Below are 18,094 nucleotides of genomic sequence, written 5' to 3'. Positions count from 1 at the left end.
TGTTAAGCATTGGTTATAACTGCCGCTTAAGCGCAAAATGACCCTTAACTTCGAAGAACCTAGAGTCTTGTCTAACTTTAGCAACAAACCAGTAATCACCAGAAGGCATAGGATTACCATTGTATGTGCCATCCCAACCAGGAGAGGTATGTGTAAGTGTCTTTAAGAGTTTTCCATAGCGATCAAAAATATAGATGATTGTGCCTGGTAAGGTTTCAACTCCTGTTATATGCCAGGTGTCAAAATTAGCATCTCCATTTGGTGTTAAGTGTTTTGGTGTGTCGATTACCAAAACTTCCCTTGTAATTTGCGCACATCCATTTTGATCGATAATAGTTATGGTATTGTACCCAATTGGTACGTTATTGAAAACGCCAGAAGACTGAAACGGCAAGTCATTTAACTGATACAAATAGTTACCAATACCAGATACTGTTACCGTAATGTTGTTAGGGTCTGAAAAATCAATAGTTTCTACAACATCTATAGTTGCTGAATTCGATTCGGTAACAGTGAATGTTGATGTCGATTCACACCCAAAAGTATTGGTAACGGTAAGTGAATAGGTGCCAACTTCTGTGATTTCTATGGAAGATGAAGTTTCATTGGTAGACCATAAGTAACTATCATTTGGATTATTTGTTTCTCCTGAAACCACTAATGGTAAATCATTTAGGCAAAGTATTTGATCTTCTATAGCTATTAAAGGTTTTTGATTGATACTTATAGTAAACTGAGTAACATTAAAACAACCTGTCAAATTATTTTCAACTCTCACAAAAATAACCTCATTGTTTGAGGCCAGGTAGTCACTGCTCAAAGGGTTAACGTTTTCTATTGCCTCTTCCTCAGATGCATAATAACTTACCATAAACTCATTTGGATTTTGACCGTTTAAAACCAAAGTATCCTGTTGTGATAAATCAACAATTAAGAGACCATCAAAATCATCGTCACATTCTACGATGTCGTTAGGTGGATTTGCAATTGGAAGTGGATTTATACGTATTGCAAAAGGATAAACCACATAGCATGCTGTGGTACTATATTCTATTCTTGCGACTAAAGTTTCTAAAGTATTAGTGTAACTGTAGGTGTTATTTAACGGGTTACTGTTATTTTCAGCATCTTCAATAGACGTATGATAGCTTATGAGAATATTGAAAGTGTTATCTAGTAAGAGGTTATTGATGTCTTGAAGGTCTATTGAATTTTCGTCATTATCACATATATCGTAGGTTCCGAAATCATTAATTATTGGTGGTGCATTTATGATTAATTCAAAAGGAGCAACAGCAAAGCAATCAGTACTCGCATTTCTGACTCTTACATAGATAGTTTCAGGACTTGAGGAATTAGTATATGTCGTAGGGTTTGCAATGGCATTGGTGTTATTCTGTGCATCAGCTTCAGAATTAAAATAGGTAAAGTCTAAATTATACTGTCTACCATCCAAAATACTAAGTTCAATATCCGTTAAATCCCACTCAACTATGTTGTCGTAATTATTTCCGCAAGCTTCTAAAGATTGTCCGTAATTGACTTCTGGCAGTAATAAAGTGTTTAAAGAAAATGTTTCCATAGCATAGCATCCAGAAAGTGCATTCTCGATTCTAGCGTAGATGATTTGAGGATTACTCGTTGTCGTATAATTTAAAGGAATTGGATTGGTGCCAAGTTCAGCATTAAGTGGTGTTAAATGAAATGAAATATTGAGGTCTGTTGTGCTATCCAATTCAATTTCCTCAATTTTTTCATTAAGATTAATTGTAGCTAATCCCGTGTTATTAACATCACATTCAAAAACGTCAGAAGGCAAGTTGTAATCTGGCGTTTCTCTAACTTCAATTTGCATAGGAGCGACTTTAAAACAGCTATTGCCAGCTTCATTTTCTAGCCTAATAAAAATGGTTTGAGGATTGGATGTGTTTTGGTAAGGTATAGTTTTATCTATGGGATTTTCCCTGTTTATAGCTTCTAATTCAGATTCGAAATAAAGGACCTGCATACCTTGTTGATTTCCTATAATTTGAGCATCCTTATTTTCAAAAATGAAGTCTGACGGTAAGTTGGGGTCGACTTCACAATTGATTATATCTGAAATAGCATTTAGTTGTGGATCTGCATAGATAAGCACATTAAAACTAAAAATACTGAAACAATTTTCTGATTCGATATCAGCTCTTATAAATATTTCTCTACTGGAAGTGGTATAATTTTCTGGATCTGAAATGGCTAAAAAGTCACGATTTTCATCAATAGCATCGTTAAACGATTCGTAGAACGAATAACTGATATCTGTATTTTCATTAGGAAATTCCTCTAAAGCTACTTCAAGATTTACAGTTTCTATAAGGTTTTGGTCGGTATCACATATAATAATGGAATCAGGATTCGTAGCTTCTAAGGCAGCTGTAATATTTAGCGATACTTCTGCGATATCAAAACATCCTGTAAAGGCATTGGTAACTCTTGTAAACAGTATTTGTCCTTCACTAAGGTTGTAATTGTTAATTAATGGGTTTTCTTCATTTAACGCATCATCTTCAGTCAAATAGAAATCTACAGCCACGACTGAGTTTGAATTTGTGAGAATTTCACTTCTGATTTGGCTTGCTACGGGTTCTAATATGATATTAGTAGTATTGCTGATGGGATTTGTGTTGCCACAGTAATCTAAGTTGAAATCCGGAAGATTTAATGCCGTTTCAACATTAAGATTTATTCGGGCGTCAATGGAGCAGCCCACAATGCCATTAATGACGTAATAAACTTCGACATACAAAGTTTCAGAATCATTTACAATGAGGTCATTATTTTGATCAATTTCATTGATTCCAGCAGCTCTATCTTCCTCAGATGCATAGTACTCTATAAACAGATTTGGTGTGTACTCTGGTGTTAATCCGTCAATGATTTCGGATCTCATCTCATCAAAATTAAATGCAACAATGCCATCATTTGAATTGTCATCACACCTATTGATATCTTTTTCTTCACCTACAACATTAAACAAGTAGTTTTTATGAACTTCTAAAGCAATTTCAGAAAAGCAGTTGCCATTTTCAAAAGAGATGCCTAATCTAAAGGTAAAGGATGGAGAATTGGTAAGGGTAAAAGACCTTGGGTTTCCAAGACCATAAAGCTCTAATGTTCTAACAGTAGATCCAGGAAAAATTTCAGTTTCTATGGTATTGAAATAGGCTTCCAAGTCAAAGGTCACAGGAACATTGTTGTAAGTTAGAAGTGTGGAACCATCAAACTCTTCGTAATCCGGATCAATACATGCATCTAAAATAAGTCGATCTGTAAATAATGGTGGTGGCCCAATGTAGATAAAGTTTAGATAGGCCAGGGAATAACAACTTTCCGGCTGATCGTCTAAAGCTATCCTAGCGACGACATAAGGTGGCTGCGTGCTAAAATCAGGAAAATCAAAAATTTCATTTTCTAGATTAATGGCATCCTCTTCCGTCATGTAAAATCGAATCTCTCTATCTAGATTATTATCTGCAAGTATACCTCTCAGCTGATTGATATCATTAATGCCTGGATCTGCAATTTGGTCTATGCACACTTCCAAGTCATAGTCTTGAGTGCTTGGAGAAAAATCTACTTGAATATTAAAACTTCCAAGCTGTAAGCAGCTACCATCCAAACTTTCAATTCTAACAAAGATCGTTTCAATAGGTTCTGAGTTTTCATAAGTGCCAACAATTGGATTTGTATTGTCTTGTGCATCATTTTGGGTGAGATGATAGGAAATCACATAGTCGTCGGATGGCAGAGCAGATAAGATTTCATCGTCTTTTAAAGTTGAAAAATCAAAACTTGAAATACCTATTGGTTCTATTGAATCACAAATAAAAACATCTTCTATTGGTGCAGCAGGTTGAAATGGTATAACTTCGATTTGAACAGTATCAGATAAGATACAATTACCTCCGGTTAATGGTAGCTCAATTTCTACACGATAAACACCTTCCTCATTTACTTCTAATGTTGAATTGGTTTCACCTGGGATTACAACATCGTTTAAATACCAAGTATAATTCGCTGCAGGATTATTGATATCAGCATCTAGTGTGAAAAAGTCGTTACCACAGAGAACTTGGTCTGGACCAAGGTCAATGGCACCACCAAAGCTTTGTGCTTCAATAAAAACAGCAGAGTCAAAACGTTGGTCTATATGATCCGCAATTACAAACTTTATTTCATAAACCTCATTGGGAGTTACTGCTGTATTGGCAGTTAATACGACACTTTGCCCATTAAAGTTTGTGCTTGGTAAGTTGTAGCCCTGAAAATATTCTTCATTTACAGCATCACAAAATCCATTAATATTTGGATGGATGGTATTTGTGCTAACTTCGGTAGTAGTATTAGGAACTAATGCAATGTTTACAAAAGGGTCTGCGCTACCAGCAGGTCTTATTAGAATACCAAAAACATCCCTAAAGTTACAAGGATAATCTTGCTGATATTCGTCTGATGCAAAAACATACCTGAAGGCTAAAAAATTATTTGCAGTACTAAAATTAAACTGAATGGATGTTGCATTCAATGTTTGGTCTATACCTAGTATGTTGAGAACGTCGGGATCTGTTTCCCAGTTGATGTCGCCATCACTTAGATTATCAGTTATAAGCGAATTGCCAGCTTTGCTGACATTTCCAGTAGACAATATGATGCCATTTTCTAATGGAAAACTTGAAGAATTGCTATTAAAGCTTCCATAACTTACAATGTTATTAATGTTCCCATTGTAAGGTGATGATATATTACTCACCGTCGCGCAATTATCACCTACCATATCTTGGATAAGCTGTTGCGTGGTCGACGAATTATCAGTCGTGATTTGTTGTGAAAACAAAACACATACAGACGACAAAACGAGGAGAAGAGTAAGTAATCTATTCCTTATCATAGCTGATTTTTAAAAGTATAGAAGTTTAACTTGTATACTCTCAAAATCAAAGATATGAAAATGCGTATTTCTTATTCTATTTTAAGAAATAATTTGCTCTAAATAAGAATTTAACGACGAATGGCAAAGTGACCTTTGACCTGAAATGATTCACTGCCACGAACCACATTGGCCACAAACCAGTAGTCACTTGCTGGTAATTTATACCCATTGAAGGTGCCATCCCATCCTGGTCCATCATGGGTCAATGTTGTTAAGTGCTTCCCGTAACGATCAAATATATGAATAATGGTTCCTGGTAAGGTTTCAACACCAATAATATGCCATCTATCAAACTGACCATCGTTATTTGGTGTCATATGCTTTGGAATATCAATAACTAAAACATCTCTTGTTACTTCAGAGCAGCCATTAAGGTCTATAATTGTAATTGTATGGTAACCCATCGGTACATTTTCAAAAACATTAGATTGTTGAGGTTCACCATCATCTAATTGATACAGATAATTACCAATACCAGTTATAGTAACCGTAATATTGTTTGGGTCAGAAAAATCGATAACTTCAGTAGCTTCTATGGTCGCAGCTTCGGACTCAGAGACACTAAATACACGTGAATTCTCGCAACCATATTCATTTGTCACGCTTACCCAATATGTTCCAATTTCTGTTATTTCTATATTTTCAGACGTTTCGCCAGTAGACCATAGGTAAGTATCTGTTGGATTGTTGGTATTGGCTGAAACAATTAAAGGTAAATTTTCTAAACAGATTACTTGATCTTCAATATCAATTACAGGTAATGGATGAATAATGACTGAAAATTGGGTGATTGTGTAGCAACCTGTAATATTGTTTTCTACTCTAGCAAAAATAATTTCAGAATCAAAAGCGAAGTAATTGGTATCTAAAGGCAATAAGTTTAGCTGAGCGTCTTCTTCTGAGTTGTGATAAGTTATCGTATAATTGAATGGATTTTGAGTTCCAAGTATTTGTGTGTTCTGTTGTGTTAAATCAAATTCTAACAGGCCGTCAAAATCATCATCGCAAGACTCTAAATCATTAGGCTGATTAGCAATAGGAAGGGGATTTACATTAAGGGTAAACTCATATACCATAAAACAATGGGTGGTACTAAATTCAGCTCGCGCAAACAAAGTGTCGTTATTGGTTAAATAGGTGTAATGAGTATTTAGTGCATTTTCATTGGCATAGGCATCTGCTTCATTTGTATAGTAAGTGAAAAGTACATTAAAGCTTTCGTCCATAATAACTTCATTAATTTCGGTTAAGTCGAAACTATTATCCTCATTCTCACAAATATCGTATGATTGAAACTCATTTATAACAGGAGGCATATTTACATTGAGTTCAATTGGTACCAAGACATAACAGTTTGAGATGGTATTATTTATTTTGATGTAAACAGTTTGTGGATTACTGATATTTGTATATGCTTCCGGATTTGAAATGCTATTGCTATCGGCTTCCGCGTCATTATAATTTTCAAAATATGAAATTTCGATATCGTCTTGTCTTACATCTAAAATATCAAATTCGGCATTAGTTAAATCGAAGACTGTATACCCATCGTAATCTGTATCACATTCTGTTAATGGAACAGAAGGGTTAACATCTGGTACTTGTATTACATTTAATTCAAAAGACGTAATAGAATTGCATATCGTGCCATTATCAATCTGAACAAAAATGGTTTGAGGATTGACTGTATTAGTATAATCTAGAGGTATGGTATTTATACCATTTTCTGCATCGTTATAAGAGGTGTAAAATGTAATGTTAAGGTCATCTGCTATTCCCTGTGATATTTCTGTAATCTTGGTTGATAAATCAAAGGTTTCGTTACCATCATTAGATAAGTCATCACAAACAAACCAATCTGTAGGCTCATTAAAAACAGGGTTTGTACCAACTTCGATAATAAAACTGGATGTACCATAACAATCTTGATCAGTTATATTTTCTACTCTTACAAAAATAGTCTGAGGAGTTGAGATGTTTTGATAGGGGACATCTTTATCAATAGCATTTGTTCTGGTGTCAGCATCCTCTTGGCTTAAATAATATGAGACGTCCTTACCCGTTTGACCATTTAAAATCTCGGCATCTTTAGTGCTAAAAATGAAATCTGCAAAACCATCACTACTATCTTCACAAATTCTATAATTGTCTATGGTTGTGAAAACAGGTAAAGTGTTTACGGTTATTTGTAAGGATTCTACAGAATAACAGCCTGTGTTTGTGTTTTCGACTCTGATATAAACAGTTTCAGTTTGAGCACTATAATTACTTACATTGGTTATGGTATTGGTGCCATTATCTGCATCGGTTTGGCTTGTATGAAAAGTAATTTGTCTGTCGTTGGTGTTGCTCACCACCTGTGAAATACTGTCTAGTAAATTTATAGTAAATAAACCATCTTGATCATTATCACAAATTATGATATTTGAAGGAGTTGAAGTTAAAGGTGCCTCTAAAACCGTGATTTCAAAAAAGGTAATGTCTGAACAACCTGATTCGTCAGACGTAATTCTGGGATAAACTGTAAAAGGATTTGTTGAGTTCGTGTAAAAATTAGGTAATACATTAGTATTATTTCTGGCGTCTTCCTCGGTTAAAAAATAGGACACATTAAATCCTTCAAGATTATCTGTGACCAAAGCATCAAATTGCGACAAGTCCGTTGTTGTAACACCATCCTGATCTTCGTCACAGACGGTCTGGCTAACTATATTTTCAAATTCATAAACGGGAACTAAAATTAAATCGATCTGTTCTATGTCGTAACATGTTACACTTGTTAGTCCTAAGTAAATGGTTTGAGGATTACTATTGGGTATAAAAGGAACAGTTTGGTCTATGGCATTTTGCTGATTGTCTCTATCAGTTTCAGTTAAATAGAATTCAACAGAAATCGCAAACTCTTCAGGCAAATCATTAATAATTCCTGCAGCTATAGATAAAAAGTTGAATTCCTCAACACCATCATTATCAATATCGCATAGACTCACATCGCTAATATCAGTTGCAGTCAATAATAGGTTTGTATGGATTTCTACAGGTGTAATCGAGGCACAACCTGTAGTGTCATTTTCAACTCTGATGTACAAAATCTGTTCTTCAGAAACAATATTGGTGTAATTGGTGGCATCTGCTATAGGATTACTTCCTGTTAAGGCATCGTCATTGGTTTCATGAAACGTCACTGTAACACCAGTTAAACCTTGCAATACCTCAGGAATTATACTTGTTAAGTCAAAGATGGCAAAACCATCGTGGTCTGCATCACAGGCATCTATGTAATGATCTTCAGTGTTTATTACAGGATTTTCTAAAACCGTAATATCTAAACTCGTAGTGCTAATACAACCTGTAAACTCGTTTCTAACACTTACAAAAACTTGCTCGTTACTATTTGTGTTTACATAAGGCATAGGCAATGGATTTACGCCAATTGCTGCATCTGCAGGTGTACTATGGTAGGTGACTATAAGGTTGGTAAGGCCATTGGTGATTTCGTCATTTTTTATGTTTAGGTCTATGGTTGTAAATCCGTCAGCAACCTGGTCATCACAAACTTCTAAAGGTGATGGATTGTTAATATTTGGAAGCGGATTGACAACTAAGTTGAATGATGAAAAGGCCAAGCAGCCGTTATTTGTGTCTTCAATTCTCACATATATAGTTTGTGGGCTTGTAATATTTTGAATGGTGCTGTTAATAGCGTTAAGCCCATTTTGTGCTTCTATCTCAGAAAAATGATAGGATATGACATAGTCCGATGGAGGTACAGACGCTAAAACTTCACTATTTTTTAAAGTTAAATCAAACGTTTCTATACTATCGTTACTGCTGTCATCACAAACTTCGAAATCTGATATTGGACCTGAAGATTGGGTGGAGCTTAGAGTAAGGTTAATATCATCTTCAATAACACAAGTACTACCGGAAAGCGGGATTTCAATGCGTACACGATAATTACCTGTTTGCGTTACGTTTAGAGTGTTTTGAATTTCATCAGGAACTAATACATCATTAAAATACCAAGAATAAGTAGCCTGTGGATTACCAATATCACCATTTAGAATAACATCATCGGCACAGGTCGAAAAGTCTTCACCTAAATCTACTGATGCATCAAAACTATTGCCTTGTATGAAAACGGCAGAATCATAATTTTGATCCGTTTGATCCGCAATGACAAGTTTTATCTGATACTCCACATTTGGTTGAATGGTAGCAGTGGCGGACAATACTGTAGTTCTTCCATTGTAATTGGTATCGCCAAGGCTATAACCTTCAAAATATTGTTCGTTTGAAGCATCACAAAATCCAACAATTTCATCGTGAATTGTGTTGGTGTTAACGGGTATTGTAGTGCCAGGAATCAGTGCGATATTGGTATAAGGTGCACTAGAGCTAACTTCTCGAATTAAAAATGCAAACCCGTCAGAGTATTCACAGGGAAAATTACCAAAATATTCTTCTGATGCCAGAATATAATTGAATTGAATTTGATTGGAAATGGATATAAAATTAAATTCTAATGATGTAGCATTCAGTGTTTGCGTAATACCTAGAGCTGCTTCTAAATCAGGATCCGTTCCCCAGCTACTATTGCCATCATTTAGAGTCGCTGTGTTTTCTGTGTTGCCTGCTGAATTGGCATCTCCCGTGGTAAGTATAATCCCATTTTCAAATGGAAAATTTGATGCTCCTCTTTCAAAATAACCGAAGCTCCCTAAACCCACTACATTTCCGTTTTGGGGTGAACTTACGTTAGAAACTTCTACACATCCTTGGATTAGATAATTTTCAATTAAATTTTGAGGACTAAGAGTATTATCAACCGTAATTTGCTGTGCATAAGAATAAACTCCAAAAAGGCATAGGCATATAAAGAGGGCGCGGTTAATATAGTCCATACGTTAGGTTAAGTTTAATATGCACAATCAGATATCAATTTGGGGCTGATAATCTTGTACGATTAAGGGTGAAATTTAAAAGTATTTAAGATGAAATACAAAAAAATACGATAAAATACACTAAATGTTAACAAATTTATCCGTTATTCTTACAAAGAGCATAAAAAAGACCTCATGAAGAGGTCTCTTTCCCAAATTGAAATTTCTTAAACATTACAGCCTCAACAATAATGTCTATTAACCTGAAATTCCATATTGTTGCTTTCCATAAAGGAAAACATAGCTTTCGATAAATAAAATAAGAGGGAAATGCACATGATGTCTGCAAGGGAGATTGCATCAATATGCACTTTAAAATTAAAGGATGATTATTATACCTGCAAAAGAAAAAGATTAACGGATAAAAACCTTAACAAATTTAGTAATTTACGTACACCCAACCTACCATTGGTCGATAGTCAGGATCATTAAGATTTAAAACGTAGTAATAGGTACCAACAGGTACGGTTTTACCATGATTGTTTATTCCTCTGTTTATTTTTCCATACCATGGTTTTTCATTGTTACCTTCAAAAACAATATCACCATAACGGTTATAGATTTTAAGCTGGTGTTCTGTAAAAATATTGTAAAGTCCTTGTATGTTAAACCAGTCATTAAAGGTATCATTGTTTGGTGAAAAACCATTAGGCACATAGGGAGGACAGTTCTCTATAGTAAGCTCAAATTGATAGACTTTATAACATGGAGGACTTTCTAGCCTAACATAAATAGTTTCTGGACTTGAGGTATTGCTATAATTAGATGGGATTAAAATAGAGTTTGTTGCCATTTCTAAATCATCGAGAGATAGATAAAAAGAAATATTATCTGCTTCATACTCCAGATCAATTAAAGCATCATACAAATTGTAAGTTGAAATTTCAAAACCTTCGTTACAGCCTATTAAGCTTGGTAAAGTAACTATGTCCGGTATGACTAGTAATTCAATATCAACAACATTAATATTATTGTCTTCGTTGGTTTCAGTTACGATTCCAGACATGGTGCCATCGTCATCAACAATGGCAATTATGGTTAAATTAGGGTTTGAGTCTTCAGGTACAGTTACAATAATTGTGTTTGACTCGGACTCCCCAATATTTATAGGGTTTGTAGTCTGACTTTGACCAATAAGAAGGCCATCTAAATAAAATGCAATTGGTGTATTTGCAGGCAATACATCAGTACTATTAAAATTATTTGTAGTATAGAATAATTCAATTTCATTTTCACCACAATTGACCACATAATCGTCAACTTCAATCGTAGCGTCTGGCAATTGACTGTTCAAAACAGTAATAATATTATTAATCATAACAAAATCTTGACCTGACGTAAGTGTAATGGTTGCTGATGTATCACCAACACTAATATTGTTTTGAATATTGTACACATCAATATCCATATTATAGAGGTTTGTATCTCCAGTAAATGAATTGGTGCCATTAAATGCATTGTTGGCAGGATTCAAAGGAGGGTTACTGATAACGTTTCCGTTAATAGTGAGCTGTTCGTTAACCGCTAGTGATTGATCACCTTCCCAGGCAATAAAACCAATCTTTGCATTTTCGTTGTCCAAAACATTAAGATTGTCCAACGTGATACTTAAGAACGTTGGAACACTTTGTAGCCCATCATAAACGTTAAGCTGGTTTAATGGCAATGTGTCATCTTCATAAATAATAGATATGGCCCAGCCGCCAAAATTTGTGCCAGTAGGGCAGTAGGGAGTTATAACATTGCTTAAATCAAAATCAGAAACTGTGTATGTACTATTACCCAGTGTTGATACGATATCCGTAATGTCAGCGAAGGCTGCAAAAAAAACGCGGTTAGCATCTAAGGCATCGCTGAAGGTACGTTCAGCAATTATGGGTATATCGTTAACTGCAATTTCAAAATCACCAGTTCCTGAACCTGCCCAATAGAGGTATGCTGCAACTATATTTTGATTGGTTTCTAGGCTTAAATCTGCCGCAGATGTGGTCGCAATGGTACAAGGTCCAAAAGGACCATTTTCAGCAATATTCAAGGTGTTACCTATGGCAACATAATCAAATCGACCATTGAATTGTTGAAACAAGGAAATATCTTGGGCATGCAAAGAAGCGATGGCAAAAAAGAGAACTATAAATCTTATGAAATGAGATGCGTTCAAATTTATTTAGTTGATGAAACTAAGTTAAGATTTATATTTATCGCACCAAACTAAAATGGCTTGTAAAGGTTCTACCGTCTTCGAGTTTTACCTTGAACCAGTAGTCACTGGCGGGCATCTTGGCTCCGTTATAGGTGCCGTTCCATCCAGGGCCTAACGGATCGAGTTCTGCGAGCAGTTTACCAAAACGGTCAAAGATAAAGATGGTTGAGTTGGCCTGGAATTGATTGTTGATGCCCTTGACCTGCCAAAACTCATTGGTTCCATCACCATTTGGCGTAAAGAACTTTGGAAACCCGATGACCGATACCAGTTCTTCGGAAATACCACAATCATTTTTATCCCTTACAAAGACGGTATATAATCCAGGCAGTACATCTTCAAAGATGTTTGAATCCTGATAAGGACCATCGATGTCATCCAATGCATATTCATAATCACCTTCGCCAGAAACCAAAACAGTGATGGAGTTATTGTTTGAAGCATCCCTAACTTCGATATCGTCTATTGTCGCAATATTCGAAGGTAACACGGTAATGGTTCTGTCCTTAAAACAACCGTTAACGTTAGACACTCTAACATTGTAGCTGCCCGGAGCATCAACCTCTATGGTCGCTGTACTTTCGCCAGTAGACCATTCGAACAGGAAATTACTTGGGGACCCATTAAGGATACCAGCATCCAGTATAATAGTATCTGGGAAACCATTGAGGCAGTACAGGGTTTCAAAAGTTGTCTCGGCTTGTGGAAGCTCGTAAACGGTCAGCTCGATTTGGCTAATGCCATAACAGGCATTGGAATTTTCCACACGTGCATAGATCGTTTGATTATAAGGAATGGTATTGGTAAAAGTATTGCCTAGAGGATTGGATTCCACCAGGGCATCCTCATAGGTTTCATAATATTGAAGGTCCAAACCAGCAGGTGCACCAGCCAGAACGATAGCGTTGGAGTCATTGAGGTTAAAGGTGGCGAAACCATCTTCCGTTCCATCATCGTCGCACACAGCAAGGCTGGCATTGTTGGAGGATGTCGTACTGACCTCAAGAGAGACCTCGCTAAAACTCACACAACCGGTCAATGTGTTGGTGACCCTTGCATAGACAATTTGTGGGTTGAAGAAATTATCAAATGCATTTGAATTAATAGGGTTAATATTATTTTGAGCATCTGATTGAGATAGGTGGTAGGTGACATTGGTATTCGGTACATTACTGGTAACTTCGTTGGAAATTTCGTTAAGATTGAAAGTAGTGAACCCTTCGGGAATCCCGTCTTCATCGCATTGTATTAGCGATACGTCATTAGCAATTGGCTTGGCAGCAACGACAATATCAAACGAGGTAAATCCAACACAACCGCTAGTTAAGTCTTCTATTCTAACAAAAATTTCAGTTGGAGTAGCTGTAGTATTTGTGAAAATTGTGGGTAAGGGAGAGGCATCAGCCTCTGCATCTGTTTGTGATAAATGGTAACTAATATTATAGTTAGCACCTAGAATACCATTAATAATCTCCTGTGTTTTCACATCAAAATCGAAACTGGTTTGTCCATTTTGATCATCGCCATCCGAATCATCATCGCAAAGCTCATAAGTAGTTGGTGTATTAAAATTTGAGAGGCCAGTAACATTTACATCCAATGTGTTAATAATGTAACAATTAGTAGTGGTATTTTCAATACGTATAAAAATGGTTTGTGTACTGAAAAAACTGGTAAATATTTCTCCAAGTGGATTTATATTAACATTAGCATCGTTTTCGGTATTGTGATAACTCACCGCAACGTCACTTTGACCATTTATAATATCTTGAGTAAGGGCTGTAAGATCAATTTCGGTTATTAAGTCATCAAATGGCGCAACATTGTCACATAGGTCCAAATCGGGAAGGCTCGTAAGGTTAGGATTTGCTAAAAGTGGATTAGATGGACTCTCAGGAAATGTTGCTGTACCAGTCCATTCTAGTGAAAAGGGGCTATTTCCTACTGGTCTGTCTATAACTAAAAAGTAAGTTTCGCCTGCTAAAACATCTAGATCACTCACGAAACTATCACCGTCTGCACCAGGACCTTCATTAGGGTCTGGGTCGTCAGGACTCATACCTGTTAAATTATTACCCTGACCAGCCGCTTGTGGGTTTGTCGTAGAACATCTTATAGTCTCACCAAGATTGCCACATGTGGCGTTTGGACCAAAAAGGAAAAAATCATAATCCTCTGTAATAGCATTGCTACTGGGTGTTAAGGTAAATGCCAAGGTCCCTGAATTTGCTATAGTGATTTGAAACCATACGCTATTGTTTTCTCCACTACCACAACTACTTAAGCCTTGTACTTCTTCAACACCTTCTCCATTAACATCAAAAACAAAACTAGAATTACCACAAACTGTAATAGCATTAACACAATCATTAGGCTCTTGGCTTTGACAAAATATACCATAACATAAAAAAGCTATAGCTATTAGTTTTTTATTTAGGAATAGATTTGGTTTCAATATTATCGTTTTAAAGAGAAATGGCTTGTAAAGGTTCTACCGTCTTCTAGCTCTACCTTGAACCAGTAGTCACTGGCGGGCATCTTGGCCCCGTTATAGGTACCGTTCCATCCAGGGCCTAACGGATCGAGTTCTGCGAGCAATTTACCAAAACGGTCAAAGATAAAGATGAAGGAGTTGGCCTGGAATTGATTGTTGATGCCCTTGACCTGCCAAAACTCATTGGTTCCATCACCATTTGGAGTAAAGAACTTTGGAAAGCCGATGACCGATACCAGTTCTTCGGAAATACCACAATCATTTTTATCCCTTACAAAGACGGTATATAATCCAGGCAGTACATCTTCAAAGATGTTTGAATCCTGATAAGGACCATCGATGTCATCCAATGCATATTCATAATCACCTTCGCCAGAAACCAAAACAGTGATGGAGTTATTGTTTGAAGCATCCCTAACTTCGATATCGTCTATTGTCGCAATATTCGAAGGTAACACGGTAATGGTTCTGTCCTTAAAACAACCGTTAACGTTAGACACCCTAACATTGTAGCTGCCCGGAGCATCAACCTCTATGGTCGCTGTGCTTTCGCCAGTAGACCATTCGAACAGGAAATTACTTGGGGACCCATTAAGGATACCGGCATTCAGTACAATAGTATCTGGGAAACTATTGAGGCAGTACAGGGTTTCAAAAGTCGTCTCGACTTGTGGAAGCTCGTAAACGGTCAGCTCGATTTGGCTAATGCCATAACAGGCGTTGGAATTTTCCACACGTGCATAGATCGTTTGATTATAAGGAATGGTATTGGTAAAAGTATTGCCTAGAGGATTGGATTCCACCAGGGCATCCTCATAGGTTTCATAATATTTAAGGTCCAAACCAGCAGGTGCACCAGCCAGAACGATAGCGTTGGAGTCATTGAGGTTAAAGGTGGCGAAACCATCCTCGTTTCCATCATCGTCGCACACAGCAAGGCTGGCATTGTTGGAGGATGTCGTACTGACCTCAAGTGAGACCTCGCTAAAACTCACACAACCGGTCAATGTGTTGGTGACCCTTGCATAGACAATTTGTGGGTTGAAGAAATTATCAAATGTATTTGAATTAATAAGGTTAATATTGTTTTCGGCATCTTCAAATGAAAGGTGATAAGTAACGTTTCGATCTTGCTCGTTATTGACAATTTCATCGCTAAACAAGCCAATATTAAAGGTCGTAAACCCTTCGGGAATCCCATCTTCATCGCACTGCACAATAGTAATGTCATTTGCCACTGGTGCATCATTGATGGTAAGCTGAAAACTTCCGGTACTGTAACAATCCGTATTGTTTGTGTTTTCAATCCTAACGAAAATAGTTTCGTTAACCGCTATAGAATTTATGTAAGACAGTGGTAATGGAGATGTATTATCATCCGCATCTTGTTGCGTAGGGTGAAATGTAATACTTGTGCCTGTTTCTGGCTGGGCACCTCTGATATTTGGAATTAAATCGCCCAATTCTATCGATGCAAAACCATCGGTTGGGTCCCCTTCATTATCACAAAATTCAATATTATTAAGTTGGACAATTTGAGGGGTATTAAACACTTCAAGCTGAAACGAAGTCACATCAAAACAATTGGTGTTGTTTATATTATCTACCCTAACGTAAATGGTTTGCGGGTTACTAATGTTAGTATACGGGAAGGTGATTTCATTTTCTAGTGTATTGGCGTCATCCATAGATTCAAAATAGCGCACATTATACTGCGATGCCGATTGCGTGGAAAGTGCTTCACCATTTTTATTGGTAAAGTCAAAATTTTCAAAAATACCATCATTTCCAAAATCATCACAAACAACGACATCAGAAACAGGATTTGCTACGGGAATATCAAAAACTCCAACAACGGCACTACCTTCAATAGGGCAATCGCCATTGTTTGGCTCAATATACACTTCGTAAAACCCTGGAGTGTCAATAAAAAGTTGTGCTTGATTATTTCCTGCAATAGGATTGCCATCAAAAGACCAAGCATAATCGGCACCAGGAATATCATCTGCTTGTAAGGTGTAGCTATCTCCCGTGCAAAGGCGTAATTCTGTGGTACTTATACCGTTTCTTATGATATCTATTTCAGAATTGAATAAGGACTGGATAAATGGTGGTAGGCCAATACGACTTAGATTTTGGTTATTTCCATTGATATCAACGAGTACTCCTTGTTCGTTATAATTTGCTGCTAAACCGTCTAGTTCAGGATTGTTAATGACGCCCAGAAATCTTCCTGTTCCATTTATGTTGGATAAATCAACCTGGGCCCTATAAATTCTTCTATCTATACCTAGCTGCAATGCACCTGCACTGAAAGCGTTAGAGCTATGAATTACTTCCATTGAGTTAGGAATATCTATACTTTCAAGGTCCCATTGTAAAACTTGACTAGGACCATTGCCTTGAATACCCAAGCCAACTGTTGCATAGGCTTTACGGTTTTCAGCTGAAAACTCAACACCATAAGGGCTATTATTATTTTGTGGACTGTATAACTCTACATTATTGGAAACAATACCCGTTTCGTTATCAAAGTCATATAAATATACACCGCCTCCAGCATTTCCACCTGTTGTAGTGGCGAACCCAAAATGTGCTACCAATAATTTTGAGGCGTCAGGAGAGGTTTTGATATAGCCAAGGGCATTACGGCGATAACCCTCGATTGGAACATATGGACCTACTGTTGAAACAACAGGAGTCGTATCAACTCCATTAATATCAACTCTAAAGGAATAAAAGGAGTCACCAAAGTGTGTAATAACCCAAAATGAAGAACAATCTTCAGCACGTACTGCTGTAATTTTTTCTGCACATTTAAATCGAATCTCTAAATCATCGTTGGGATCATATGTTATAAGTGGAATATTTTTTTCAGTGGGTACAACATCACCCAATCCTCCATTGAGTGTCATATCCACTAAGGAATAATTAAAGCCATTATTAAAGCCGTCATCAGCACCTGGAACGGTTCCACCGCTATCATAGTTTCCGTTAAATTGATTAGGATAGACGGATGCGTTGTCATGGTGTGGTTCGTCTACTGTAAAGATATAGTACTGGGTTGGGTTTTCCGGTTTAGGAACGATGACACCTGAGGACGTGCTAGACGGATCACCAAGCAATCCTGTGCCACTAAAATAGTTTCCATTAGGCATAATTTGGTGATTACGGTTCCAAACGGTCTGTCCGTCTGTGTAAAATTGAAGATTTCCATTTTCATCAGAAATAGACGTGCAACCTTCAAGTGTATTAATTTGGCCATCTGTAATACCAGTTACGGTTCCTGTTGTTGCATCAAATCTGAGACCTGCATTACGTCCAAAATACCAGTATGAAGCTTCACTTTGAGCAAAGGTTAGGGCACTAAACAGTACGGTAAATACTAAAAGACAACTCTTTTTCATAACAACTTTGGTGTATACTACATACATCAATACAATATAACAAGGAGAACCCAAAAACTCCCATTCTTTGTATTAAAA

Annotated in this window: 5 protein-coding genes; all 5 read right to left on the bottom strand. The window is 36.7% G+C overall.

Features of this window, described 5'->3' with window-relative positions:
• Positions 1 to 13: 13 nt before the first annotated feature.
• The 5 genes from ACFQ1K_RS05075 to ACFQ1K_RS05055 all read right to left on the bottom strand — a co-directional run bounded on the left by ACFQ1K_RS05075 (position 14) and on the right by ACFQ1K_RS05055 (position 18,016).
• The gene (locus ACFQ1K_RS05075; protein ID WP_320556767.1) at positions 14 to 4,927 is read right to left on the bottom strand and encodes a choice-of-anchor L domain-containing protein; all 4,914 of its coding nucleotides are present in this window, start codon (positions 4,925 to 4,927) and stop codon (positions 14 to 16) included.
• A gap of 110 nt (positions 4,928 to 5,037) precedes the next feature.
• Positions 5,038 to 9,873, bottom strand: a complete 4,836-nt coding sequence (locus ACFQ1K_RS05070; protein WP_320556768.1) for a choice-of-anchor L domain-containing protein — start codon at positions 9,871 to 9,873, stop codon at positions 5,038 to 5,040.
• Between the two features lie 418 nt (positions 9,874 to 10,291).
• Positions 10,292 to 12,073: a gliding motility-associated C-terminal domain-containing protein gene (locus ACFQ1K_RS05065; protein ID WP_320556769.1), complete on the bottom strand. Its 1,782-nt coding sequence runs from the start codon at positions 12,071 to 12,073 to the stop codon at positions 10,292 to 10,294.
• 37 nt (positions 12,074 to 12,110) lie between these two features.
• Positions 12,111 to 14,570: a T9SS type B sorting domain-containing protein gene (locus ACFQ1K_RS05060; RefSeq protein ID WP_386133910.1), complete on the bottom strand. Its 2,460-nt coding sequence runs from the start codon at positions 14,568 to 14,570 to the stop codon at positions 12,111 to 12,113.
• Between the two features lie 2 nt (positions 14,571 to 14,572).
• A complete protein-coding gene (locus ACFQ1K_RS05055) occupies positions 14,573 to 18,016 on the bottom strand; it encodes a T9SS type B sorting domain-containing protein (protein ID WP_386133908.1) in 3,444 nt (1,147 codons plus the stop codon).
• Between the last annotated feature and the right edge of the window lie 78 nt (positions 18,017 to 18,094).

This window comes from Winogradskyella aquimaris, from assembly GCF_042676105.1.
Lineage (GTDB): Bacteria > Bacteroidota > Bacteroidia > Flavobacteriales > Flavobacteriaceae > Winogradskyella > Winogradskyella aquimaris.
This window is presented reverse-complemented; position numbering and strand designations above follow the sequence as displayed.

What these genes read in the sequence shown, in the direction of transcription:
- ACFQ1K_RS05075 (WP_320556767.1), bottom strand. Translation starts at nt 4,927, where the DNA reads ATGATAAGGAATAGATTACTTACTCTTCTCCTCGTTTTGTCGTCTGTA.
- ACFQ1K_RS05070 (WP_320556768.1), bottom strand. Translation starts at nt 9,873, where the DNA reads ATGGACTATATTAACCGCGCCCTCTTTATATGCCTATGCCTTTTTGGA.
- ACFQ1K_RS05055 (WP_386133908.1), bottom strand. Translation starts at nt 18,016, where the DNA reads ATGAAAAAGAGTTGTCTTTTAGTATTTACCGTACTGTTTAGTGCCCTA.